Annotated in this window: 22 protein-coding genes; 11 read left to right on the top strand and 11 right to left on the bottom strand. The window is 39.2% G+C overall.

All coding sequences use genetic code 11. The annotated features are described in order from the left end of the window. Positions 1-161: 161 nt before the first annotated feature. From FHT21_RS13915 to FHT21_RS13905, 3 genes are read right to left on the bottom strand one after another with little or no spacing between them, the layout of a single operon-like run. Positions 162-1,811, bottom strand: a complete 1,650-nt coding sequence (locus FHT21_RS13915) for a cytochrome c biogenesis protein CcdA (RefSeq protein ID WP_167295241.1) — start codon at positions 1,809-1,811, stop codon at positions 162-164. Between the two features lie 16 nt (positions 1,812-1,827). Beyond that, positions 1,828-2,277, bottom strand: a complete 450-nt coding sequence (locus FHT21_RS13910; RefSeq protein ID WP_167295240.1) for a protein-disulfide reductase DsbD domain-containing protein — start codon at positions 2,275-2,277, stop codon at positions 1,828-1,830. 23 nt (positions 2,278-2,300) lie between these two features. Next, positions 2,301-3,347, bottom strand: a complete 1,047-nt coding sequence (locus FHT21_RS13905; protein WP_167295239.1) for a PLP-dependent cysteine synthase family protein — start codon at positions 3,345-3,347, stop codon at positions 2,301-2,303. A 196-nt stretch (positions 3,348-3,543) separates the two neighbouring features. Between FHT21_RS13905 and FHT21_RS13900 the strand changes: the two genes are divergently transcribed. Then, a complete protein-coding gene (locus FHT21_RS13900) occupies positions 3,544-4,011 on the top strand; it encodes an Lrp/AsnC family transcriptional regulator (protein ID WP_108200359.1) in 468 nt (155 codons plus the stop codon). Positions 4,012-4,233: 222 nt separating this feature from the next. Here FHT21_RS13900 and FHT21_RS13895 read toward each other — a convergent pair whose 3' ends face one another. The 5 genes from FHT21_RS13895 to FHT21_RS13875 form a co-directional block, all read right to left on the bottom strand. Then, positions 4,234-5,595 (bottom strand): DUF3526 domain-containing protein, encoded by a 1,362-nt coding sequence (locus FHT21_RS13895; protein WP_167295238.1) that lies wholly within the window; start codon positions 5,593-5,595, stop codon positions 4,234-4,236. Positions 5,596-5,603: 8 nt separating this feature from the next. Continuing rightward, positions 5,604-7,049 (bottom strand): DUF3526 domain-containing protein, encoded by a 1,446-nt coding sequence (locus tag FHT21_RS13890; protein WP_167295237.1) that lies wholly within the window; start codon positions 7,047-7,049, stop codon positions 5,604-5,606. Continuing rightward, the gene (locus tag FHT21_RS13885; protein ID WP_167295236.1) at positions 7,049-9,556 is read right to left on the bottom strand and encodes a TonB-dependent receptor; all 2,508 of its coding nucleotides are present in this window, start codon (positions 9,554-9,556) and stop codon (positions 7,049-7,051) included. The genes FHT21_RS13890 and FHT21_RS13885 overlap by 1 nt, the downstream gene beginning before the upstream one ends. A gap of 13 nt (positions 9,557-9,569) precedes the next feature. After that, on the bottom strand, positions 9,570-10,265 hold the full coding sequence (locus tag FHT21_RS13880) for an ATP-binding cassette domain-containing protein (protein WP_167295235.1): 696 nt from the start codon (positions 10,263-10,265) through the stop codon (positions 9,570-9,572). An 88-nt stretch (positions 10,266-10,353) separates the two neighbouring features. Then, a complete protein-coding gene (locus FHT21_RS13875) occupies positions 10,354-10,722 on the bottom strand; it encodes a hypothetical protein (protein ID WP_167295234.1) in 369 nt (122 codons plus the stop codon). A 434-nt stretch (positions 10,723-11,156) separates the two neighbouring features. On the opposite strand from FHT21_RS13875, the gene FHT21_RS13870 reads away from it, so the two are divergent. The 6 genes from FHT21_RS13870 to FHT21_RS13845 all read left to right on the top strand — a co-directional run bounded on the left by FHT21_RS13870 (position 11,157) and on the right by FHT21_RS13845 (position 14,861). Next, complete coding sequence (locus tag FHT21_RS13870; protein ID WP_167295233.1) at positions 11,157-11,735, top strand: Crp/Fnr family transcriptional regulator; 579 nt, start codon at positions 11,157-11,159, stop codon at positions 11,733-11,735. A 93-nt stretch (positions 11,736-11,828) separates the two neighbouring features. Further along, on the top strand, positions 11,829-12,365 hold the full coding sequence (locus FHT21_RS13865; protein ID WP_167295232.1) for a YceI family protein: 537 nt from the start codon (positions 11,829-11,831) through the stop codon (positions 12,363-12,365). Between the two features lie 10 nt (positions 12,366-12,375). Further along, positions 12,376-12,594 carry a 4-oxalocrotonate tautomerase family protein gene (locus FHT21_RS13860; RefSeq protein WP_167295231.1) on the top strand — a complete coding sequence of 73 codons (219 nt, stop codon included), beginning with the start codon at positions 12,376-12,378 and terminating at the stop codon, positions 12,592-12,594. 4 nt (positions 12,595-12,598) lie between these two features. Further along, a complete protein-coding gene (locus FHT21_RS13855; protein ID WP_167295230.1) occupies positions 12,599-13,345 on the top strand; it encodes an SDR family oxidoreductase in 747 nt (248 codons plus the stop codon). Between the two features lie 75 nt (positions 13,346-13,420). Beyond that, positions 13,421-13,801 (top strand): nuclear transport factor 2 family protein, encoded by a 381-nt coding sequence (locus tag FHT21_RS13850; protein ID WP_167295229.1) that lies wholly within the window; start codon positions 13,421-13,423, stop codon positions 13,799-13,801. 1 nt (position 13,802) lies between these two features. After that, a complete protein-coding gene (locus tag FHT21_RS13845) occupies positions 13,803-14,861 on the top strand; it encodes a nitronate monooxygenase (protein ID WP_167295228.1) in 1,059 nt (352 codons plus the stop codon). Positions 14,862-15,234: 373 nt separating this feature from the next. On the opposite strand, the gene FHT21_RS13840 is transcribed toward FHT21_RS13845, so the two are convergent. Both FHT21_RS13840 and FHT21_RS13835 read right to left on the bottom strand, forming a co-directional pair. Further along, positions 15,235-15,783: a dihydrofolate reductase family protein gene (locus FHT21_RS13840; protein ID WP_167295227.1), complete on the bottom strand. Its 549-nt coding sequence runs from the start codon at positions 15,781-15,783 to the stop codon at positions 15,235-15,237. 9 nt (positions 15,784-15,792) lie between these two features. Further along, positions 15,793-16,188 (bottom strand): GNAT family N-acetyltransferase, encoded by a 396-nt coding sequence (locus FHT21_RS13835; RefSeq protein ID WP_167295226.1) that lies wholly within the window; start codon positions 16,186-16,188, stop codon positions 15,793-15,795. Positions 16,189-16,358: 170 nt separating this feature from the next. On the opposite strand from FHT21_RS13835, the gene FHT21_RS13830 reads away from it, so the two are divergent. The 4 genes from FHT21_RS13830 to FHT21_RS13815 all read left to right on the top strand — a co-directional run bounded on the left by FHT21_RS13830 (position 16,359) and on the right by FHT21_RS13815 (position 23,365). After that, complete coding sequence (locus FHT21_RS13830) at positions 16,359-17,963, top strand: tetratricopeptide repeat protein (protein WP_167295225.1); 1,605 nt, start codon at positions 16,359-16,361, stop codon at positions 17,961-17,963. A gap of 261 nt (positions 17,964-18,224) precedes the next feature. Continuing rightward, positions 18,225-21,002 (top strand): TonB-dependent receptor, encoded by a 2,778-nt coding sequence (locus tag FHT21_RS13825; RefSeq protein ID WP_167295224.1) that lies wholly within the window; start codon positions 18,225-18,227, stop codon positions 21,000-21,002. A gap of 22 nt (positions 21,003-21,024) precedes the next feature. After that, positions 21,025-22,284 carry a right-handed parallel beta-helix repeat-containing protein gene (locus tag FHT21_RS13820; RefSeq protein ID WP_167295223.1) on the top strand — a complete coding sequence of 420 codons (1,260 nt, stop codon included), beginning with the start codon at positions 21,025-21,027 and terminating at the stop codon, positions 22,282-22,284. 1 nt (position 22,285) lies between these two features. Next, a complete protein-coding gene (locus FHT21_RS13815; protein WP_167295222.1) occupies positions 22,286-23,365 on the top strand; it encodes a phytase in 1,080 nt (359 codons plus the stop codon). 169 nt (positions 23,366-23,534) lie between these two features. On the opposite strand, the gene FHT21_RS13810 is transcribed toward FHT21_RS13815, so the two are convergent. Next, positions 23,535-24,431: a helix-turn-helix domain-containing protein gene (locus FHT21_RS13810; RefSeq protein WP_167295221.1), complete on the bottom strand. Its 897-nt coding sequence runs from the start codon at positions 24,429-24,431 to the stop codon at positions 23,535-23,537. Positions 24,432-24,491 lie beyond the last annotated feature (60 nt).

Raw genomic sequence — 24,491 nt, 5'->3', positions numbered from 1 at the left:
CAAAGGACTCCTACGGAGAGCCTGTCGTAACACTTCAAAAGTATTTTATAATTGATAGTAGATTTATCCGTTGAAAAAAAGATAAAAAAAGGACAGACCATCCGGTACTGTCCTTACATCATTAACTAAAATTAAAATCAACGCTTTTAAGTCCTATCCGTTTAGTGGAAAGCGTTTAAACCACTTGCTAAGAATTTTTTATAATTGGCTATTTCGTAATCAGCGCCCTGTGGTGGTGCCAATAATGCTTCTGTTTTTGGATCGAGTAATACATAAAAAGGCTGCGAATTGGATTGGAATTTCCTCGCTTGCAGATCGCTCCATTTTTTGCCGATGGTGCTGAGTTTCCTTCCTTCAGGTGTAATGGTTACATCAGCAGGAGCCAGTGCTGTTTTATCATCCACATATAACTGGATCAATATATAATCGTTACTGATCATTTTATATACATCTTTATCTGGCCAAACATTGGCTTCCATTTTTCTGCAGTTTACGCAGGCATGGCCGGTGAAATCGATTAGTACAGGTTTGTTCAGCCTTTTAGCTGCAGCTAAACCTTCATTATAATCGAAATAGGCATTCAGCTTTAAAGGCGCATGAAATTTATCTGCATATTTATGCGGACCATCATTTGTTGCAGCCTGTTTTCCGGCTAATAAATTGGCGGTATATAGATCGAAATCCTGTGTTTCCTGTGGTGGAAGAAAAGCAGAAATACTCCTTAATGGCGCACCCCACATACCCGGGATTAAGTAAATGGTAAAGGCCAATACTACAGTAGCTAGAAAAAGCCTGGGCACAGAGATAAATGCCAGCGGGCTATCATGCGAAAACTTTAGTTTACCCAAAAGATAAATGCCCATCATCCCGAAAATAACAATCCAAAGGCTTAAGAATATCTCTCGGTCAAACCATTCCCAATGGTAGGCCAGATCTACATTGCTTAAGAATTTCAGTGCAAAAGCAAGCTCCAGAAAGCCGAGCACAACCTTAACGCTATTTAGCCAACCACCAGATTTTGGTAGTTTGCTCATTGCAGACGGGAATAGTGCAAATAAGGCAAAAGGAATGGCAAGAGCCAAAGAAAAGCCAAACATGCCAATTGCGGGCCCTAATAAAGCACCAGTAGTGGCTGCCTGCACCAATAAAGTGCCTATAATGGGGCCAGTGCAAGAAAAAGATACTAAGGCCAGTGTTCCGGCCATAAAAAATAATCCAGCAATGCCGCCCTTATCTGAATTGGCATCCATTTTATTTACCCAGGAAGAGGGTAGGGTAATTTCGAAAGCACCTAAAAACGAAGCCGCAAAAACAACCAGCAATAAGAAGAAAAAGAAATTGAATATGCCATTGGTAGATAGACTGTTTAAGGCATCGGCACCAAAAATTACCGTAACCAAAAGCCCAAGTACTACATAAATCAGGATAATGAAAAAACCATACAATGCTGCACGCCGAAAGGCTCTTCCTTTTTCTGATCCTTTGGTGAAAAAACTTACCGTAAGGGGCAGCATGGGGAAGATGCAGGGCATCAACAAGGCTGCTAGACCGCCAACAAAACCCGCAATAAAAATTCCCCACAAGGTTTTGTGTTCTTCTTTTGATGGCGTAACAGTTTGTTTAATCGTAGTAGGCGCCGCGGCTGCTATTTTAGCAACAGTATCAGCTGCTTTAATTGTACTATCGGGCGCTTCTGGCTTAATCTCTGTAAAAGTGAGGTCGTCGGTACCGGAGCTATCCTGTGCATATCCATTTAAGGATATGGCACAACAGAACAGCAAGCCGAGACAGATTTTTTTTAAGGATATCATATGCTTGAATACGCTATTATTTTACAGGAATACTAAATTCAACCTGCTCTGGTGGTAAACATTGCTTATCGTCGCATACCATAAACTCTACGTTGCCTTTAATGGTTGCAGTTTTGCCATTTAGCTTCACTTTCTGTTGAAATACGACCGACTTTTCGAAATAGCTCACATCCATTTTAAAAGTAGATTCGAATTTGGTTACCGCTTTAGGTTCGATTGTTTTTCCAATCAGGGAATAAGCACCAGATGCTGGAAAAGTAAAGGTTGTTTTAACAGGGCCTCCATCTTTAACAAATTGCGAATAAAGGTGCCAGCCCTGATCTACAGTAGCCTTTATAAAAACTGTTGCCGTATTTGGGCCGGTTTTTTTAGCTGCATAACTCCAGGTTACAGGCTTTAAGATTTGGCTGTATGCACTTAGGTTAATCAGGCATACGGTGCATAACAAAAAGATGATTTTTTTCATGTTGTGGTTATTGGTTGTGGTGGTTAGTGTAATCTGCTAAAAGCCTGGTAATCCAGAAAATCTACTTGAGGGGTAATATATCCTGTTTTAACGGGTTCTAACTTCATTAAATCGGTACTTAAATATTTCTTGTTGCTATCAGAAAATATGGTTACTACACAGCTGTCAATTCCCATTTTTTGCTGTTGTTTGATGGCACCTATTACATTGGCCCCTGATGAGATACCTACCGCTAAGCCAAGTTTCTCGGCTAGTTTTTGCGCCATGAGTATGGCATCGCCATCGTTTACCTGTACTACCTCATCCAGCTCACTCAGTTTAACAATTTCAGGAATAAACTCATCAGAAATGCCTTGGATTCTATGGCTGCCTACTTTATAACCCGTAGTTAAAGTAGGTGATTCTGCAGGTTCAAGCGGGTGTATTTTAATATCTGCATTTTGCTTTCTTAAAAAATTACCTACGCCCATGATGGTTCCTCCGGTACCTACTCCGGCAACAAAAGCATCTGGCGATAGATTTTTCAATTGCAATTGCCTCCAGATTTCCTTACCTGTAGTATGCTCATGTGCTTCTGGATTGGCAATATTTTCGAACTGTTTTGGTAAAAAGATATCCTGATTATTTGCGGCCATCTCTTCTGCAAGTTTAATACTGCTGATAAAACCACCTTCTTCTTTGCTTACCAGAATAATTTCGGCACCTAAACTTTTAATAATATCCATACGCTCTTTGCTCAGCCAGTTAGGCATAATGATGGTAACCGGATGGCCCAGGGCTTTGCCTATTGCTGCAAATGCAATCCCGGTATTACCGCTCGTAGCCTCAACAATACGGTCTCCGGCTTTGATTTTACCTTCAGTATAGGCCTTTTTTAAGGTATAAAGCGCCATCCTATCTTTAATGCTGCCAGTGAGGTTATAATGCTCACATTTAACGTAAATTTTACCTGTACTTCCCTTGTAAGTATAAGTAAGCTCCAGCATTGGTGTGTTACCAATCAGAAGCGATAAATGTTCAAATTTTCCCTTTTTTGCAGAAGTCATTGCATTTGCTGTTAATGTTCCCATGGATGTTTCTTAAATCAATCAGATAAAGTAACTGTGATTATTAATTTCGGTAAAACTCTATATTATTATTATTTATATCAATACAAGTTGTTTTTTACGTAAATTTTCTGTTTTTTTGGTTTATTATTAGTTTTTATTTCAGTTTTGGTTTAATTTTTAGACGCCCATTATCTTTTTTTTCAATCCATTATCGCAAATGATACACGGAGATTTAGACCAGGTTGATATCGAAATTTTAAAATTACTGCAGCATGATGCCGCTTTGACCCATAAAGAGGTATCATTAAAGCTGCACAAGTCTATAGCAACCATACACGAACGCATCAGGAGATTAAAGGAACAAGGTTATATCAAAAGAATCGTGGCCATTCTTGACCGGAAAAAAATCAATAGAAATCTGATTGCTTTCTCACATGTGTTGCTGAAAGAGCATACCGCTAAAACCCTGATCGAATTTGAAACAGAGGTTTCTAAGTTTGGAGAAGTAATGGAGTGCCTTCAAATGACTGGGGCTCACGATTTTATTCTCCGTATTGCCACTAAAGATATGGATGCCTACCACGAATTTTTACGGAATAAACTGGCTACACTGCCCAATATTACAACCGTTCAAAGTTATTTTGTACTCTCAGAGCCAAAAAGTGAAACGGCTTATCCGCTGTAGTATTTGTTCATTAGTCATTGGTCATTGCTTCATTTGTTCGGGGGGATAACAGGTTAATTTTTAAATCGGTTAACTGGTTATCGGCAAGTGAAGTTGTTAGGACAGATGGATACAGAAGGTGAATGGTCTCAAAGTATCGCCATTTCCGTAGTGGAGAAATCTTTTAACATAGTTCAAAGATCTCTCCATTCCGCTGCGCTACACCTCATTTTGTTTAACGCGTTAATTATTGAATCTTTTTAAGTTGAAAACCGTGGCACCAATAATAACTATGGTTAGCAGTGACACTGAAAGCATATTGGTCCATATCGTTGGAACCTTTTGCCGATTATATTTTTCCAGTTTATAATTTTTAATATCTGTACGATCAACTGGTTGATTAAGAAAAATGGCTGGATAAAAATGTAAGCGGATCTGCTCATGGTATTTTCTGACCGCCCGTTGAAATTCAAGATGTGTATCCAGATCTGATCCGGCCATTTTATTTACCCCAAGCTGCGTTTGTATGGTAGGGAAGAAAAGTGCAAAAATATCAGTAAAATGCTGCCTGCTGGCAAGTTTCTTTTCAATCGCTAACCTACTTGCTGCTGCCTGGTCATCGCCCATTTGCTGCATGGCATAATACCAATACCAGCTAAAGGTTTTTTTCTCTGGGAAAGGATATTTCTTCAGCTGGGGATAATGTTTAAAAAAGGGTTTCATGGTAACTTCTTTAGCCATATCCCATTTTTCATGGTAGCCTTCGCGTTGGTTAATTACATTTTGCAAAGCTTCAGGTACCGGGTATTTTCGGGTCAGAAAAAGATTGAAAGATGCCGGAATTACGATGCAGAACAGTACCCAGACAGCTATCAGTGCCGATGCATTAAAATTAGACGACTTGCCTAAAGAAATGAAAAAAAATGAAAGGGCAAACCAAAAGGTCAGGTAAATTAAAATGAGTATGGTGACCGAAAGGAGGGTAAGATCTTGCGGGAGTGCTAAGTAAAGCATCGCTATAAATAACAGCAATAGTGCAACAGCAAAAATCACCACTAGTCTGACTAAAAATTTTTGCCAGATGACCTGATAAGACTGGTTGGTCTGTGCCCTTAAGAGTGACCATATACCACTTTCCTTTTGTTCTGAAAGTAGATTGTAGGTAAAGGCAATAATAACCAATGGGAACAAAAAGATATAAACGAAACTAAGATCCATATTACCCAAAAGCAGGCTAACAGGATTATTGATATCGGTATCATAAAGTTGCCCTTCAAGTCCCAACATGGTTACCGAGATTAAATAAGGGTTTATATCGCGCTGTCCATTGGCAAATGCCGCCCAGTTATCTGGAGCATTTGCCAGCGTAAACTTATTATGGAAAAATAACAGGCCAATATCTTTACCAAAATGATCGATATTATTTAGGGTATTTTTCTTTTGCAATATTGCTGCTTTTTCGATTACAGCCTGTTGCTTGGCGATGAAGGTTTTGCCAAAATATAGGCCGGCAAAACCGGTTATCAGGAGCACAACAATCCCAATCCACGATGAAGCGCTTCTAAAAAACAGTTTAAATTCAAGGTGATATCTACTTTTTTTCATGCTTTTTGTTATATCGTTTTAATCCATTTGGGTGTACATTGAAGCAAAATAACCGTAACCAATAACCAGAAGATTAAGGCACTAAGCGCTAGTATCTCATTCGATAAAACGACGCCTAATTTTTTGAAACGGTAATTGAAATCTGGTTGCTCGGCCCAGTTTGTCTTACTGATGGCTAGCGGTTTTTCTTCTTCGCCAGGTGCAATGTTGCTGATCTTATCAATCTGTAGCCTATTCATCTTTTGGGCAAGTAGATAGCGGTAATTTTCTGCCTGATGCTGAAAATCGACGAAGGTATTAAAGTCAGAGGCGGTTAAGGACATTGAAATATGTTTTAGCAATAAATAAGGGTTTAAGAAACCCGCAAAGGCAGTAATGCTGTTCTGTTTTTCGAAAATATGATTCAGCTCATTTTGGTGCTGACTATAAATTTTTGAGGTAATCTTTTCGCCCTCTGCCATAATATAACCTCCGTAATTAAAAGGGAGTTTTTTAACATCATCCACAGCGTAAGCTTTCAATAGCGAATCTTTAATGGCTGCATAATGCGGGTCATTAGGGTTATGGCTATCTCCCTGCTCATGAACATCTGCGGCAATGGCATCGGCAAATTCTATTTTAGACGGTGAAGGATGGATTTTTACACCAACTGCTTGGGTAATTCGGGGCATAATGACCATGAAAAATATCCAGCAGGCCAATAAGGTGATTAAGGCCGATTTAGAACTGCGGGCAAAGGCAGAAACCAAAACGGTAATGGCCGACATAATGAAAAAATAGATGGCATAAGTTAAAACCAGGAGTAATAGGCGTAAGGCTGAATCCATACTGACTTGCCAATGGCTTAATGATGCCCATAACAAGATGGTGAGCAGTATGAGCGGAATAAATATAGAAAGGCAAATGCCGATAATGCCTATTGTTTTACCCCAAAGGAGCTGTTTCCAGCTTATATCCTGGCACAACAGGATTTTTAAGGTGCCCGATTCGCGTTCTGCCGATATGCTGTTATAACCCAAAAAGAAAATGAGTAAAGGTACCAGCAGTTGTAATACCATGGCTACGCTGATTTCGCCAAAACTTAACATGCCGTTTGTAAAACCTGCTTCGCTAAAATTAACGGTGTTCTGTTTATGTGCCTCTAAAAAAATCGATACCCCAGCGAAACTTTCTATGCCAAAATCAAAGAAACTGAGTTCATGTTTTTCGCGAAAGGCGAGGTAACCGTAGTGCGCCATCCGGTGGGGATGTTTATCTGGTTTGGCTAACCATTGTGCCCTGACCAGCGCTTTATAATGGAGCCGTTGATTGTTTTGCGTTTTAAAGTTTTGCCAACCCACATAGGTAGCCAAACAGAGCGATAAACCCAATAAAAGGGTTAAGGCCAGGGTGGCGCTATTGTTAAAGGCGGTTTTAAATGTTTGTTTCGCAATTGTACTTATTCTACCTGACATTATATTCTATAGGTTACGTTAAACATTACATTTCTTGGTGTGCCAGGGAAAAGGCGCAGGTAATTTTGCGCACCTACCCAATAGGTTTTATTTAAGATGTTGTTCATGTTTATGGCCAACTGTACCTTAGAGCCTGCAGGCGAATAATAAACTGCGGCATCAACAAGGGTGTAGGCCGGAAGTGTAAAATCTCTGATGTACAACGGTAGTTTGGTACCGCTATATTGTAAACCTGCACCAAAACCAATGCCTTTCAGTTTTTGCGTTTCAAAATTATAACGTGTCCAGAAGCTGGCACTGTGTTTTGGCGTGTTCTGTACGCGCTGACCAATTAAAGATGGGTTGAAATCATCCATAATAATGGCATCTATATAACTGTAACCTGCATTAAACTGCCAATTTCGGCTGATGAAACCTGAAGCTTCAAATTCGAAACCACGGCTGCGCTGTGCGCCACGTTCAATTAAGCGGTTCACATCCAAAGGGTCGTTAGCATTCATCAATAGGTTTTTCTGGTTAATTTCGAATAACGAAACGTTAACCATTAAACTTTTATTCAACCATTCTGATTTTGCACCAATCTCTTTTAAATCACTTGTTAAGGGTTTAAAATTGGTACCTGCAGGTGGTGGTACAATTACCAGGGTTGAAGTATTGCCCTGCGGTTGGTAGCCTTGTAAATAAGTTCCATAAAGGTTAACGTTTGAAGTTACTGCATAGGTTATCCCAACCCTCGGCAAAAGCTTTTGCTGATAAATCTTCTTTTGCGTAGCCAATTCATAATTACTATAATCTTCGTACCACTCCTGTCTCAGGCCGAGGGTTAAGGTAAGCTTATCATAATTGATCTGATCCTGAAAATAAACGGCATTGACTAAATTATAGGCTGGCGGGATTTCAGTTTTGGTAAAAATATAATCGCTTAAATTTTTGATCGTATAACTTGGGTTGGCGAGGTTAAAATGTTCTACGTTGGGCACAGGTGCATTTACACCATTTACCATTTTTAATAAATAGAGATCTTTTTTTGTTGCATCATACTTGCTTGCAATGGTACCATCTTTCAGGCGGTAACCTTGTGCAGCATTTTCGCCGCCACCGCGTAGTTTCTGGGTATTGATCCGATCATAACCAATTACCATTTTATGGTTTAAGCTAAACGTATTGGCATTTACACTGAAATAGGTGCTTAAATTATCGGTGCGCCACTTTTGCTGACGCTGAACTGCCCGCATGGCCGCAAGGGTAGGGATGGGTTGATTGTTTTCATCAACCCCGAAAGCATTGGTGGTACGATGTTCCAAAAGATCTTCGTTCCAGTTTTGTTTCATGTAAGCCACATTAAATACAATATCCTGGTTAAAACGATGAGAAAAATTGGTCATCAGCATTAAATCCTGACTGTTAAAGCGATCGTTACTGGCGCCCATATTAAAATTGATCGGTGTGCTTTTTAAATCGGTTTGTCCGGCAATGGCGCCAAAAATTGCTTGTCCACGGTCTAATCTCGAATTGCTGTTGTTCACCACAACCTCAACATTTAAACTGGTACGGTCATTCGGAATGTACGAAAAGGAAGGCGCAATCATATAACCCTTTCTGTACTGCAGGTCTCTGAAACTTTTGCTGTCTTCATACCCAAGATTAAGTCGATACAGCAACGTTTTATCCGAATTTAACGGACCTGTAAAGTCTAATGCACCACGTACTGTACTAAAACTTCCGGCTGAGATGCTGATTTCCTTGCGGTCTTCTGCCAAAGGTTTTTTAGTCACCAGATTAATACTTCCCCCCGGATCTACGCTCGAAAATGTGGCGCTTGCAGGACCTTTTATGACTTCGATCCGTTCGAGGTTATTGGTTAGTGGTTGGTTGAAATAAAACTGGCGGGTACGCATGCCGTTAATAATCGCACCTTCTTCATTTTGGTTGATTCCCCTGATGGAGAATTGGTTATAATAACTGCTTTGCGATACACTGGTTACGTTTTTAACGGCATCAGCTAATACAGCCGCCTGCCTATCGGCAATCAATTCTTTTGAAACCGAAGAGATAGCCTGAGGAATGTCTTTATTCAAAGTAGCCGTTTTTGTAGCCGAAAAGGAATAATTGCCATAATATTTTTTGCCGTTGGTACCTACTACTTCAACCGTTTGTAATTCTTCATTTGAAGTTTGCAATACGATGGCATCAAGATTTAAATCGCCAGTATGATTTATAGGGTAAATCCGGCTAAAACTGCTATAACCAATGGCACTCACGGTGACAGCATAATTGGCAGTTTTAGGTAAGATCATCGAGAAATTCCCTAACGAATCGCTAATGGTATTTAACTGATCTTTGCCATTTTTAAATTTAATCGTGGCTTTATGAACACTTTGATTCTGGGCATTGATCACTTTTCCGCTTACCTTAATTTGGGCATTGGCTTGCAGGTTAAATAAATTGAGTAAAAAAAGCAAACAAATTGTAACGGCACCAGGAAGGGCCTTATATTTTGGGTACATGAAAAGGATTTTTTTAGATGGTTTGTAAGTATAATTCCTGAAGATCGGCCGCAGTAATATCGCTGGCTTTAAGTGTATGGATTAATTCGCCTTGTTTCATAATGCCGATGTGCGAACCTACATTTACCGCATTAAAAATATCGTGCGTAGCCATTAATATCGATTTCCCCTCGGCAGCCAATTGTTTAATCAGCTGGGTAAACTCTGCTGTAGCTTTTGGATCTAAGCCACTGGTCGGCTCGTCCATTAAAATAATCTTTGCATTTTTGGCTAACGCAATAGCAATCCCCACTTTTTGGCGCATGCCTTTACTAAAGCCCGATAAATATTTGTGGTGGGCAGCTTCCTGTAAACCACATTGCTTTAAAAAACCGATCAAGCTTGAAGTATCATAGTTAAACCCTGCTAGTTTAGAAAAGTAATCGAGGTTTTCGATGGCAGAAAGATTGCTGTAAAGCATAACCACTTCAGGAATGTAGGCCAGATGTTTCCGCCGTTCGTCATCGTGAGCAGAGATTTCTTCCTTGTCGATTAAGATTTTTCCGCTACTTGGCTCAATAAAACCCAGGAATAAATTAATGGTAGTGGTTTTTCCGGCACCGTTTTGGCCCAGCAGGCAAAATACTTCGCCAGGGTTAACAGTTAAATTAAGCTGATTTAAGGCCTGATAAGATTGATAATTTTTGGATAATGAAATGGCTTGAAGCATAATAAAATATTGGCGCATACCAAACAGGCATGTGCGTTAAACAGAGTAAAATTGAAGGTTATGAAAAGAAAAACTTCTTGTATGAAGATTAAGCCTTTAGGCTTGGTGGACCTTTATTGGCACAGCATAAGATGTAAGCAACAGGATACCTCATGAGGTAAACGCAAGCTTTAATTGTCGGTTTAACTACGGATAAAGCAAATGCAATAGGAGCAGGAGAATCGAAAAAGTGCGATCGGTGTTTCAATACCTCGCACCATTTACATTTTAACTTTGCCGAACTCAATTGTTTAAGCAGGTGAGCCTCACTGTAGCTTTGCTTGCTGTAACCAGTTTTTTCGGCACCATGATGGTGAAGGCTTTCTATCAGTGTTGCATTAAGAAATACCGCCAATAGCAATACCGCCCATATACGGGCAAAAATTTCTTTGCGATATGTATACACTGAATGTTTCAATGCAACAAAGTTACATTTAAAAAATTATAAATCAAGTATTGTGTTATCTGGTTAATTGCAGAATCGGTTAATTTTACATCGTTTCATCAACTGCGGACTAAATATGATTTGTCCTTCGACTCTACTATTATTGATGTTTTATAATTATTTTAAATATGAGTGCTTTATGTTGATTTTGTGTTTCCGCCCAACTAGGCCGTAGCACCGTATCCCCGTCCTACGGACCTCCTCTGAAAGAGGGGAATAGCATATTGTACAAGACCAATAATTAAATGTCAGGTATCTTGATTTTTTATGCAGTAAATTAAGCCTCAGGGTGACATTTCGATTGGGGAATCAGTGTATATATTAATCGTTTAATCGACTCCAGACTTCGGACTCCTGACTCCCAGACTTCCGACTAACCCCAATAATTCTTACCTTTATTTCAAGCTATGGATCCTAAAGAAACACTAAAAGCACATATTTTAAAAACCGCTACTTTAACCGACAAAGAGTTCGATTATTTATTTTCCCATTTCAAGCTACAGTCTTTTAAAAAAGGGCAGGCCATCATTAGCGAGGGAGATAAGGTAGATCACGAATATTTTGTGATTTCTGGTTGTTTAAAAGCTTTTTTTATCAACGATGAAATCAAAATGTATATCCTGCAGTTTGCGATGCCTACCTGGTGGACTTCAGATTACGGCGCCCTATACAACCATACCCGTGCAACCATAAGCGTGGATTGCATTAGCGATGCAGAAGTATTATGCCTTTCTAACGATGACCGTGAAAAGATCTGCAGGGAAATCCATCAGGCTGAACATTTTTTCCGGTGGAGAACAAACAGAGGTTATCTGGCTTCACAAAAAAGGCTGTTATCTTTTATGAATAATGATACCAAAGCCCGTTATGAAGAACTTTTGGCCATGTACCCCCAATTATATAATCTTGTACCCAAACATTTAATTGCTGCCTATTTGGGTGTTTCGAGAGAAACCCTGAGCAGACTTTACAACGCTCAAAAATAGCGCTTGCAGAATGTGATGTACATCACCTAAGTCCCGTAAATTTCCTCCTTTACTTTGTGTTGTCAAATCACTAACGATTGATAAAACAAAGAAATGGAAACTACAAAATTTGAAATTGTAAGCGCTCAAAGCAACATCAACTGGACTGGTAAAAAAGTTACCGGAGCACATAATGGAACCATAACGATTAAATCAGGTTCACTAGGTTTAAACGATGGTAAACCCAGCAATGGGAACTTTATTATCGATACCACCTCTATTGTAATTTTGGATGTTACTGACCCTGCAACCAATGCACAATTCGCCGGACATTTATTCTCTGAAGATTTTTTTGCCACCGATAAATTCCCAGAGGCCACATTTGTTATTACAGCAGTAGATCAAACCAATGAAGATAATACAGTAATTACTGGCGATTTAACCATTAAAGGCATTACACATGCGGTAATTTTTGCGGCAGATGTTGTGGTTAATGGCAATACTTTAACAGCTTCTGGTAAAATTTTTATCGACCGTACCAAGTACAACATGAAATTCAGATCGGGTAACTTTTTCACCAATCTTGGCGATAACCTGATCTACAATGAATTTGAGCTCGATGTAAAATTAACCGCATCATTAACTATTTAATCGAACAGCCATGCCATACGTAAAAATAGAAGTAACCCGCGAAGGTATTACACGCGAACAAAAACAGACTTTAATTAGTGGAATAACCAAACTGATTACCGAAGTATTGGATAAAGATCCAAAGCTTACCCATGTAGTAATTCAAGAGATCGAATTGGATGATTGGGGCTATGCAGGCGAACAGGTATCGGTATTACGCGAAAAAGGGATAACAGCAAATAATCATTAAAAACATGAAAACACTAACTGTCATTATAACAGGCGCATCAACAGGTATTGGTCGTGCCATTGCAGCTTTATTTTTAAAACAAGGTCACAATGTGGTGATCAACGCTGCAAATGAGAACAATTTAATCACTGCTTTCAATGAATTAGGATTACACCATCAATTGGCGATGGTAGCTGGCGATATCAGCAACATAAACACAGGTAAACTATTGGTAGAAACTGCCATAGCGCGCTTTGGTGCTGTAGATGTGCTTGTAAATAATGCTGGTATTTTTGAACCAAAGCCGTTTTTAGAGGTAGATGAAGCGCACCTGGACAAATTTTTAAAGATCAATTTAAAAGGCACATTTTTCACCACTCAGGCAGCCATCATGCAGATGTTGAAACAAGAGGGTGGTGCTATTATTAACATCGGAACTGTATTGGTAGATCATGCCATTGGGGGTTTTCCTGCAACAGCACCCATTTCGAGTAAAGGAGGCATCCATGCTTTAACCAAACAATTGGCTGCTGAGTTCGGCAAAAACAACATCCGGGTAAATGGCATCGCACCAGGGATTATTAGAAGTCCGTTACAGGCCAAAAATGGCATTAGTGATGCGGATGCGTTTGCGGGTTTACATTTATTAAACCGTATTGGCGAAACAGAAGATGTTGCTCAACTGGCCCTGTACCTGGCAGAAAGTAATTTTGTAACAGGCGAAATCATCAATTTAGATGGAGGTCATGTAGCAGGCCATCACATTGGCTAAGGATAAAAATTAAAGCAAGAACCAGGTATGCAAAGGGAAATGATTAACCCCTGGCATACCTTAAAAATTAAAACCATGAACAATTACACCGAAAACGCAAATGCAATAGCAGAAGTACTGTCATCTTATTTTAAGGGAGTTTTTAATGGAGATACAGCATTGCTCAGAAAAATATTTCACCCACAGTCTATATTGGCTGGTGATGTAAATGGCATTCCATATTTTAAAACACTTGATGAATACTTGACTGGAGTAGGCAGCCGCAAAAGTCCGCAGGAGCTCAATGAAACATTCCGCATGGAAATATTGTCGATAGAAATTATCAATTCTATTGCAATTGCCAAAGTTCATCTGCCTATTTTTGATTTTAATTATTACGACCTTTTATCGTTAAGTCTAACCGATAGCGGGTGGGTAATTGTGAATAAACTTTTAACCAACGTAAAAATTTATTAAGATGTGGAACAGAACTAAAATAACCGAACTTTTAAAAATCGAATACCCGATTTTATTAGGTCCAATGGGTGGTGGATTTTCAACACCTGAGCTTTTAGCAGCCGTATCAAACGCTGGTGGTTTGGGTAGCATCGGCGCTTATACCTTAAGTCCTGAAGAAATTATCGAAACCGATAAAATTGTTAGAACAAAAACAGATAAACCTTATAACATCAACCTATGGGTAAATGATGTAGATGAGCGTTTGCTTAATTATCCATCAGAAAAAATAGAGGAGATTAAACAATTATTCAAACCTTTTTTTGACGAGTTGAGCATCCCATTACCCGATCTTGATGCTAATATTCCTTCAAAATTTTTGAAACAGGTTGAAACCGTTTTTGAGCTGAAACCTGCAGTATTTAGTTTTATATTCGGCATACCCTCAAAAGAAATATTAAACGAAGCACGAAAGTTAGGCATTAAAACAGTGGGTGCAGCAACCACATTAGACGAAGCTTTAGCACTCGAAGAAGCCCGGGTTGATGCCATTGTAGCAACAGGATTTGAAGCGGGCGGACATCGTCCTTCATTCCTCAAACCAGCAGATGAATCGTTAACAGGAACTTTCGCATTGATCCAACAGGTAAAAGCGAAAACAAAAACACCCATAATTGCCGCTGGTGGTATTGCCGATGCGAAAGGTATAAGGGCAGCATTAACGCTTGGTGCAGATGCAGTCCAGATGGGTACCGCCTTTTTAGTAACCGACGAATCTAATGCGACGCCGATGCACAAGGCAAAACTTTTCTCCGAAGAATCAAAAAATACGGTACTTTCTAAATCATTAACAGGGAGAATGGGACGGATGATTGCTAACAAGATATCTAATGCTATTCGTTATGAAACAGAGGTATTGCCCTTTCCACTGCAAACCCGATTAATGGGGCCGTTAAGAGTCGCTGCCATTGAACAGGGCAAAACAGATATGTACAATTTCTGGTCGGGACAAAACGCGGTAAACTTAAAATATACTTCTGCAAAAGAATTAATGGAAGCGTTAATTAGGGAGATGCATTAGTTCACTGGTCATTAGTTCATTTGTCAATAGTCCGGTTGATTAATCGGTTAATTGAACGCTTACCCTCCACTAATATTGACTCTTGAGTGCGATGCTAATGACAGATTCCAATATGAGTCGTCATCTCGATCCGATAGCTATAGGATGGAGTGTAATCCCGAACTTTCGGGAGAGAGATCTATGAAGCAAATTAATGAACCGAAAAAGATTTCTCCTCCGAAGGAGTTCCTTTGGAACACTACGGTCGAAATGACGAAGCCTTCAGATTAAAAATTTCAGACGCTAGACTGTTCTACTGGTTAACTGAAGATTGATAACTGGCAACTGTAAACTGTTGTTGGCAACTCCGAGCTCCAAACCCTCAACTCCAAACTTATCTAATCACCTCATATATCAGCTGTACAACACCTGATGGAGCACTTTTTGTTTCTTTTAATGTCAGCCAAACCCGATTGGTAATTTCGCTGAACAGTAATTTTCCTTCACCCAATATTACGGGATGTACAGCTAGCTGCAACTCATCAACCAGACCGGCATTTAAAAAGGTAGATATTAGTTTCGCACCACCGTATAGCCAGATATCTTTTCCGGGAAGATTTTTAATTTCGTTTACTTTTTCTACAATATTCTCTTGGATAAAAACAGCACCTGTATCATCGCTGGTTTTGGTCTGCGAAAAAACATATTTTTTCTTGCTGTTAATGTTTTCAGAGATTGATTTCATCAATTCATCCTCTTCTTCTCCAGGCTGGTAATTTCCCCAGAGATCATAGCTGATACGCCCATAAAAAATAGAATCTATGCCATCTAAAAAATCGTTAAAATTAGCATCGCCATCCATAATGCACCAATCAATTTCTCCATTAGGTCCTTCAATGTAGCCATCCAATGTAACAGCAAGGTTTAGAATAATCTTTTTCATATTTCGAAATTACTTTATCCGTTCGATGCTAAAGGCGCGATCTTCTTTGTTAAAACCCACTTTAGGGTAATAATCAAAAGCAGTAGGTACTGATAAAAGAAGAAGCATACATTGATCGCCAAGTTTTTGACGTGTAATAGCAATCATTTCTTTACCTATACCAGCGCTTTTAAAGCCTGTAAATACAGCCAGATCTGCCAGGTAAGCACACCAAACCCAATCGGTAATGGTTCTGCAAATGCCTACAAGTTTATCCTTTTGCCATGCGGTAACCAATAGGTCAGCATTTTTTAACATTAGTGCTATTCTTTCGGGTTCAGTTGGCCTTTTAAGTCCGGCCTGGACAAATAGTTCAATTACTGCTTCTGGTGTAGGGATAACACCTATCTCATAGGTAATATTCATATCAATAGGTTTTACTACTAAATTATAAAATATCACTTAATGGGCAAATATAAAATCGGTTTTGAAATTAGATTCGACATGCATCTCCTCAGTTAATTTTTCAACTTAACCTTAAGTTAACATACACGCTTTTTCTTTGTTCAGCATTGCCTGATATAGATGCTTTTAACATGACCAAACCCTTTAGTGTTCTTATACTTTTTCTACTTTTCATATCGAACGCGATTGCTCAGGAAGAAAAATTCGAATCGATTATTGCCCTGAATCAAAAAGATCCAACTGCAGCCCTGGCTCAATTAAAAAAAATATACGCAAAATCCATCGATGACAATGATGAACTTTTAGAAGGCAAATGTTTGCAGCAAATGGGAAAGGTTTGTTATACACAAGGACATTTTAGTCAATCGTTAGAATTCTTTTTAAAAGCCGATAAAATATTCAATAATGCCAATCAATCGCTTTTATTAGCCACTAACCTTAACGATGCAGGCGTGCTCTACTATTATATGAAGCAGAAAGACAAGGCTATGCATAGCTATAGCAAAGCCATTAGTATTTATAAAAGATCGAATAACTTAACCGGACAGGCAACTGTTTTGGGCAATATTGGGCAGTTATACGAAAAAAGGCAACTTTACGACAGCGCATTTTACTATCAAAAACTGGCTTTAAAAATAAACGAAAGGGTTAGCAATAAAAGTGGTGCGGCAAAAATACACGAAAATCTGGGTAGTATATATGAAGATCTGGAGCGTTACGATTCTGCTTATGTGCATTTTAAACAGTCGTTAAATTTATATCAGGAAGATCATAATGATCTGGGTAGTATCGAGGTAATTAATAATTTGGGCGATGTTCTCCGTAAAACAGGCCGGTATAAGGAAAGTATTGTGCAAACCGAAACTGCATTGAAACTGGCCGAAAAGATGGGTAATATTTATCAGTTAAGCTCCTGCTGCAGAGATTTGGGCAAGGCATACGAACTGTTGCACAATATGGACAGCGCCTACCACTATGTAAAACTTGGCTATAAATACACGATCGATCTGTATTCGGAAGACGGTGCCCGGCAGGTAGCCTTTTTGCAGGTGCTTTACGATATCAATAAAAAATCGGATGAAATTAATAAACTGAAAAACGACCGGAAGGTGAACAGGATCATTGCTTTTTCTGCCACAATTGTAGTGATATTATTGATTGTTTTGGGATTTGTTATTTTTAGCAGACAACGTTTAAAGCTAAGAGATCAGCAGATGCTGGCACGGCAGAAGGCGATAGAATATGATATGACCAGTTTGGCGCTCAAAAATCTTCAGCTCGAAGAGCAAAATCTGAAACAGTTGTTGGAGGTTAAAAGCAGGGAACTGTCTACCCATACCTTAAATCTGATTAAGCACAACCAATTCCTTGAAAATCTTAGGAGCACCTTACAAGCGATGGTAAAGGAGGATAAACGCGATCAGAAAAAACAGATGAACCAGATCCTCACGGAGATTAATCAGAGCTTTAACCACGAACGCAACTGGAAAGAATTTACGGTGGCTTTCGAACAGGTTCACCATCAGTTTCTCGAAAGCCTAAAAAAATATAGCAATGAGCTTACTTCAGCCGATATGCGCTTGATTGCACTGTTAAAAATGAATCTCGATTCTGGCGATATTGCAACCTTGCTCGGCATATCTACCGATAGCTTAAGGGTATCGAGATATAGGCTAAGGAAAAAGCTAAATCTGGTACAAGGTGATAATTTGTCGGCATTTATCCAAGCGCTATAACCGTTACATCAGCTGTAATATGCGACCTGTTTTTTCTGGTTTTCAGGGTTTAACAATTTGTTAATGTAACGGTAATAAAAGCATAACGGCGTTTTTGTGTTGATTTAAATTGTTGATAATCATTGTGTTGTGATTTTGTGTTGCCTTTTGATATATGCTTGTTGTAACGCTGTTGCCTTTATGTAACCTCAATAATTTCTTTGTGTAAAATGGTGTATACACCTTTGCCCCGTCGATAATAAAAAGACATTACCAAACACAATGAATAAACTATTACAAATTCTGTTATTACTTCTTTTTTGTGCAGGCACAGCTAATGCCACAAAACTGAAAGGTCACGTTTACGATAAGCAAACTGGAGAGGCCATTGTAGGTGCAACAGTGGTTTTAGAAAACCCAAGGCGCACAACCAATACCGGATTAGATGGTACTTTCGAATTTAAGGATGTAAAAGTAGGTGCTGCCAAAATTAGTGTAAGCTACATTACTTACAAAACCATTGAGAAAACCTTAGTGATACTGAAAGAAGATAACGATCACTTAAAGTTCTACATGGAGAGCGATTCGAAAAGCCTTGATGACATTACCATAAAATCGAATGCAGTTAGTTCCACTGATCAGGGTGCAAGGCGCCTGGAAAAAAATGCCCCACAGCTGATGAATATCGTATCAGGAAGATCGATTGAGATTTCACCGGATTTAACGGTGGCCAATGTGATGCAACGTATTTCTGGTGTATCTATAGAGCGCAATAGCAACGGCGATGGGCAATACGCCATATTAAGAGGAATGGATAAACGCTACAATTATACTTTGGTAAATGGCGTGAAAATCCCAAGCCCGGATAATAAATACCGTTATGTTCCGCTTGATCTTTTTCCTTCTGATTTACTCGACCGTTTAGAGGTGTACAAAACACTTACGCCAAATTTAGAGGGCGATGCCATTGGCGGTGCCATTAATATGGTGATGAAAAATGCGCCAGGCTTATTGCAGGTAAATGCCAATGTTTCTACAGGTTATAGCCAGTTGTTTTTCGATCGTAAGTTTACCAGTTACAATGCTTCAGGTATTAATTATAAATCGCCTTACGAAATAAATGGGAAAAACTACAATGCCACTCAAAGCGATTTTAGCAAGGGAACACTCGATTATAAATATAAAAATCCTGCACCTAATTTAATCGGTAGTTTATCCTTAAGTAAACGCTTTTTGGATAATAAATTAGGGGTGGTGCTGGCAGGCAGTCATCAGAATACCTATCGTGGCAGCAACAGTACTTTTTATAATAATTCGGTAGTAGGCACAGATTCTTATGCCAAAATTACCAGCAAAAGTTACCGTGAATATTCTGAACAGCAACAACGAACAGGTTTACATGGAAAAATTGATTATGTTTTTAACAAAGATCACCAGATCAGCTTGTATAATGTGTATGTTAATCTAAAAAATCAGCAGGTAAGAGATGCTGTAACCACTACTTATAATGGGGTTTATAATCCAACTGCCGGGAATGCCGAGTTGGTTTACGATACCCGTAGCCGCTTAACCGAGCAGCAGATTTACAATACTACGCTTCATGGTGATCATAAATTTTTTAATGATAAATTTAAAGTACAATGGTCGGCTGTTTATTCTTCGGCCAAAAACGATGTACCCGAAAATACCAGCATCAGTTTAAACGGAATACAGCAGAATTTTCAAAGCAAACGTACCAGTTTGGTTAATACCAATCCGGTTACCCGTAGATGGGAACGTAATACTGATGAGGACTTAGCTGGCTACCTGGATCTGACTTACCAGGTTTTAGCTGGCGAACACAAACTGGATATTATGGCCGGAGGTTTATATCGCGATAAAAAAAGGAGTAGTTTCTTTAATAATTATAACCTCGCTCAGGGAGCAGATCATGCAAATGATATTTATGGTGTAAATTTCCAAAATTACACCGACCTGAATTTGGTGGTAAGCAATCCGACAGGTGCGGTAGCCAATTCGCTTACCTACGATGCAACAGAGCAAACTACTTCTGGATATGGAATGTTTAAATATAATTCGGCTAAATTAGAAGTGATAGGAGGGCTAAGAGTAGAGCATACCAATCAGGGTTATAATCTTCTTTTCGCGGCAGGAGAATCTTTTCCAAAAGGAAATCAGATTTATACCGATGTATTACCGAGTTTAACTGCAAAATATTTTTTAACAGAAAAAGCGCAGTTACATGCTTCTTACTACAAAGCCCTTAACCGCCCAGGTTTTTATGAAATTGTACCCGGAAAAGTTGTAAATGAAGAATTCCAGGAACGTGGCAATCCTAACCTGCAGCGCGCACTGGCCGATAACTTCGATTTAAGGTATGAGCTTTTTCCTGGTGCTTCTGAGCAATTATTGATTGGTGCTTTCTATAAAAGGATAAAAAATCCAATTGAATATACTTTTCAGGCTGATGCCGTTCGCGGCCAAGATATTTATTATAGTCCAGGGAACTTTGGTACGGCCAATAATTATGGCGCAGAGATAGATTACATCAAATATTTTAACAAAATAGGCATAAAAGCCAATTATACCTACACTCATTCGCGCATTAACACCACTAAAACCACTAGGGTGATCAATAGCACCACCGGAGATACGGAGCCTGCAAATGTAAACCAGGAACGTCCGCTTTATGGTCAGTCTGCGCATATCGCCAACCTGTCAATACTGTTTAAAGACACTAAAAAAGGCTGGGATGCACAGATTGCAGGTGCCTATACAGGACCACGCATTAACACGGTTTCTCAATTCTTAAATAACGATTTTTGGCAGGAAGGATTTGTACAGGTAGATGCGTCTGCAGAGAAGCGTTTTAAAGGTGGAATAAGTGTTTTTGTAAAAGCCAATAACATTTTAAATACACCGACAAAACTATTTATAAAAGGTACAAATCCAGCAAATAACGACATCAAAGAAGATTTGGTTAAAAACGGAAAAACCTTGATCAGAAGCGATTATTATGGCCAAAACTATCTTGTTGGCTTTAGGTATAAATTTAATTAATAGCATTTAAAGATACAAAGACATGAAATCAAATCAGATTTTTAAATTATTAATCCTTGTTGTGCTCGCCTTGGCAGGGTGCGAGAAAGCCAATATAGATGTTGATACTACAGCTGTTGATGGTTCGGCAATTGGTGAGGTTTCTGGGGTTTGGGCAAAAGGCAGTACGCAGGTAATTAAAGGCGACATTGTAATTCCGGAAGGGAAAACGCTAACCATTGAAGAGGGGGTAACGGTGCTGATGGATACGGTTGCTAAACCAGAAATTGTTATAAAAGGTAATCTGTATGCACTTGGAACTGCAGAAAATCCCATCAGGTTTACGGTAAATGAATTTTATAAAACCTCATCAAAAAAATTCGGAAAGCTTTGGGGCGGTATTTTGGCTGGCCCAACATGCGCGGAACTGGTGCTTGATCACGTAATCATCGAATATGCAGGCTCTACTACTTCAGATGCTTCAACATCGGTAAAAATGGGACTTTATAAAGCCAAAGCCGGAGAAAACTTACCTGCGCTCTGGTTTGCCAATGCTAATGGCAAATTAGTCGTTCAGAATAGTATCTTCAGAAACCTCCAGGAAGATTGTACCTATATTGAAGGTGGGAAGATCATTTTCGCTAATAATGTGTTTTATACCACGGGCGTAACCGGGGGAGAAGCCATGAACTTTAAATCGGGCTGTTTGGCAGATATAGCCTATAATTTGGTTTATAGCACCAATACCAATGCTTTAAAATTATCTAACACCGGAGATAAAACGCCACAAACGTATATTATTGCTTATAACAATACCATGGTGAATACAGGTTGGAGAAGACCAACGGCCAAAGGCGGATCAATCTGGCTGGAGAGTACGGTACGTGCCGATCTGTATAATAATCTTTTCGCCAATACCCGTTTTGGTGTGAAGAGAGATCCAAAAAAGCCAGAAGATAGCCGTTCTGCTTATAGCAATAACTGGTATTATGGCTTCGACCAAACCACCGTAAATCAGTTTCAGCCAACCGGCGATATTGTGGGCGGTAAAAACGATGTAATTAGCAACGTTGCTGGTGCAAATGATCCTAAATTTGTGAATTATCCCTTAAATACAGCGGTTACCAATGCCGATTTCAATACCGCGTGGGACTTTCACTTGCAAGGCAACTCGCCAGCTTTGGGTAAGGGTATTACCAACTTTACCCGCCATCACCAAACCGGAATTGTAATGAAAAATGGTATCACCTATATCTCTCCTGCACCATCTACATTTGTTGGTGCATACGGAACTAAAATATAAAATGAAGCATAATAATATATTAAAAATTGCCGCTTTTGCGGTTTTAAGCCTGACCATTTCTTGTAATGGAAGCGCACAAAACGGAAGTAGTACAGCCGTAAAACCCTTATATGTGTCCGAGCCTGTCGACTTTGATACCGACGATCCTGCAATCTGGGTAAACCCGAACAATCCAGCGCAGTCTTTAGTAATCGGTACCGATAAAGATACCAATGGTGGCCTGTATGTTTTCGATCTGAAAGGTAAAATCATCAAGTCTAAAACCATAAAAGGCTTAAAGCGTCCTGATAATGTTGATATTGCTTATGGTTTGCGGTTGGCCGGAAAAAAGACAGATATTGCGGTAACAACAGAACGTTACACGCATAAACTGCGGATATTTTCTCTTCCCGATATGAAAGCAATCGACAATGGTGGAATTCCTGTTTTTGTAGGTGAAACAGGAGCAGAATACCGCGATTTGATGGGAATTTCAATGTATACTGATCCAAGTGGAAAAATTTATGCCATTGTTGGTCGTAAAACGGGCGCTAAAAACGGAAGTTATCTTTGGCAATATTTATTGGCAGATGATGGAAAAGGCAAAGTTAAAGCAGATTTGGTGCGGAAATTCGGCCAGTATAGCGGTAAAAAAGAAATTGAGGCCATTGCCGTTGATAACGAACTGGGTTTTGTTTATTATTGCGATGAGCAGGTAGGGGTGCGCAAGTATTATGCTGACCCAGCCAAAGGAGATCAAGAACTGGCATTATTCGGGCAAGGCGATTTTGCTGTAGACAATGAGGGGGTCGCCATTTATAAGACCTCAGGAAACAAAGGCTATATCCTGGTATCCGATCAGGGCGCCAGGCAGTTAAAAGTGTACGACCGGGTAGCTAAAACCGATGCTGCCCATACGCATCCGCTGTTAACCACGATTAAATATTCAGCCAATCAAACAGATGGTATTGACGTGGTTTCAGTTCCTTTAAATAACGATTTTAAACATGGTTTGTTAGTGGCCATGAGCGATGATAAAACCTTTCATTTTTACAGATGGGAAGATATAGCAGGTAAAAAATTGACCAGCGCACAGCCATAAAGACCTGTCCGTTGCAAGCGGGGGACCAATGGCGTTAAGTGTTTTAACCAGATGCACACAGATAAACACGGATTTTCATATCTGTGTGCACCCTTTCTATCTGTGGTTAATTACTTTTGCTTATGACGATGCCTCGGAGAAATTATTATAGTAGTGTAAGGAGGTTGACCTACACCGCAATGTTATTCGATAATTTGTACTCAGATGGGGTAATTCCCGTTTGCTTTTTGAAATATTTTCCAAAAAAAGAGGAGTTACTGAAGTGTAGTTCCATAGCTACCTCCGAGATGTTCATTACGTGGCTGGTTAGTAGTAGTTTAGCTTCCCTGATCACCATCTCATCAATAACTTCACCTGCTGTCCTATCGGTTACCTGTTTAACAACCTGCGATAAATGCCTTGGCGTTATGCGTAAACAGTTGGCATAATATATTACACGTTTTTCTTTCTTAAAGTTTTCTGATACCAGCGATAAAAAACGATTGGTAAGTTCTGTCCTGCTATCGTGAACAAAAGGTAATGGGTCTTTCTGTTTGTTTTTGATAAGAAAGAGATCATACAGCAGTTCCAGAAAGCTATTGTGCACAATGTTTTTAATCTGCGGGGTATCTTTAGATACGTTCAGTTTTTTGTGCAGGGCAAGCATATCATAGTAAATGAATGTATATTCCTCTTTTGATAATGAAAATTTATGAGTAGGATCGTTCTGGAACATTCTGTAAGTTTCGCCGCTATTAAAGAATATGCCCTTGGTTTTTAAATAGCTTTTGTTGAAATGGATGCTGATGAAAGAAACATCGCTGTTATCCTTAATCTCATAAACAGCATGTGGAAAAATGAGTAGAATATCTCTTTGATTTAATACATGTTCTACAAAATTTATCTTAAGGTTCATCTTTCCCTTTGTAATCAGAATTAAAGCATAACTCGATATACGGAACGGTTCCGAACTGCAATAATGCGGATCACTACTGTGATGGATTTTTGCCATCAATCCATCATTTAAAGAAAGTGCTTCCTCGTGGTTTTTTTCTGAAAAAGTTTTATTGAGTAACTCTTGTTGCATAAAATCGTTCGGCGTTTTTTAATAATTTCTTAACAGATTCGATTATCTTTTGCACTACAA

This window comes from Pedobacter sp. SG908 (genome assembly GCF_011759615.1).
Classification (GTDB): Bacteria; Bacteroidota; Bacteroidia; order Sphingobacteriales; family Sphingobacteriaceae; genus Pedobacter; species Pedobacter riviphilus.
Note: the sequence above shows the minus strand (reverse complement) of the source record. Positions and strands in the feature narration are given on the sequence as shown.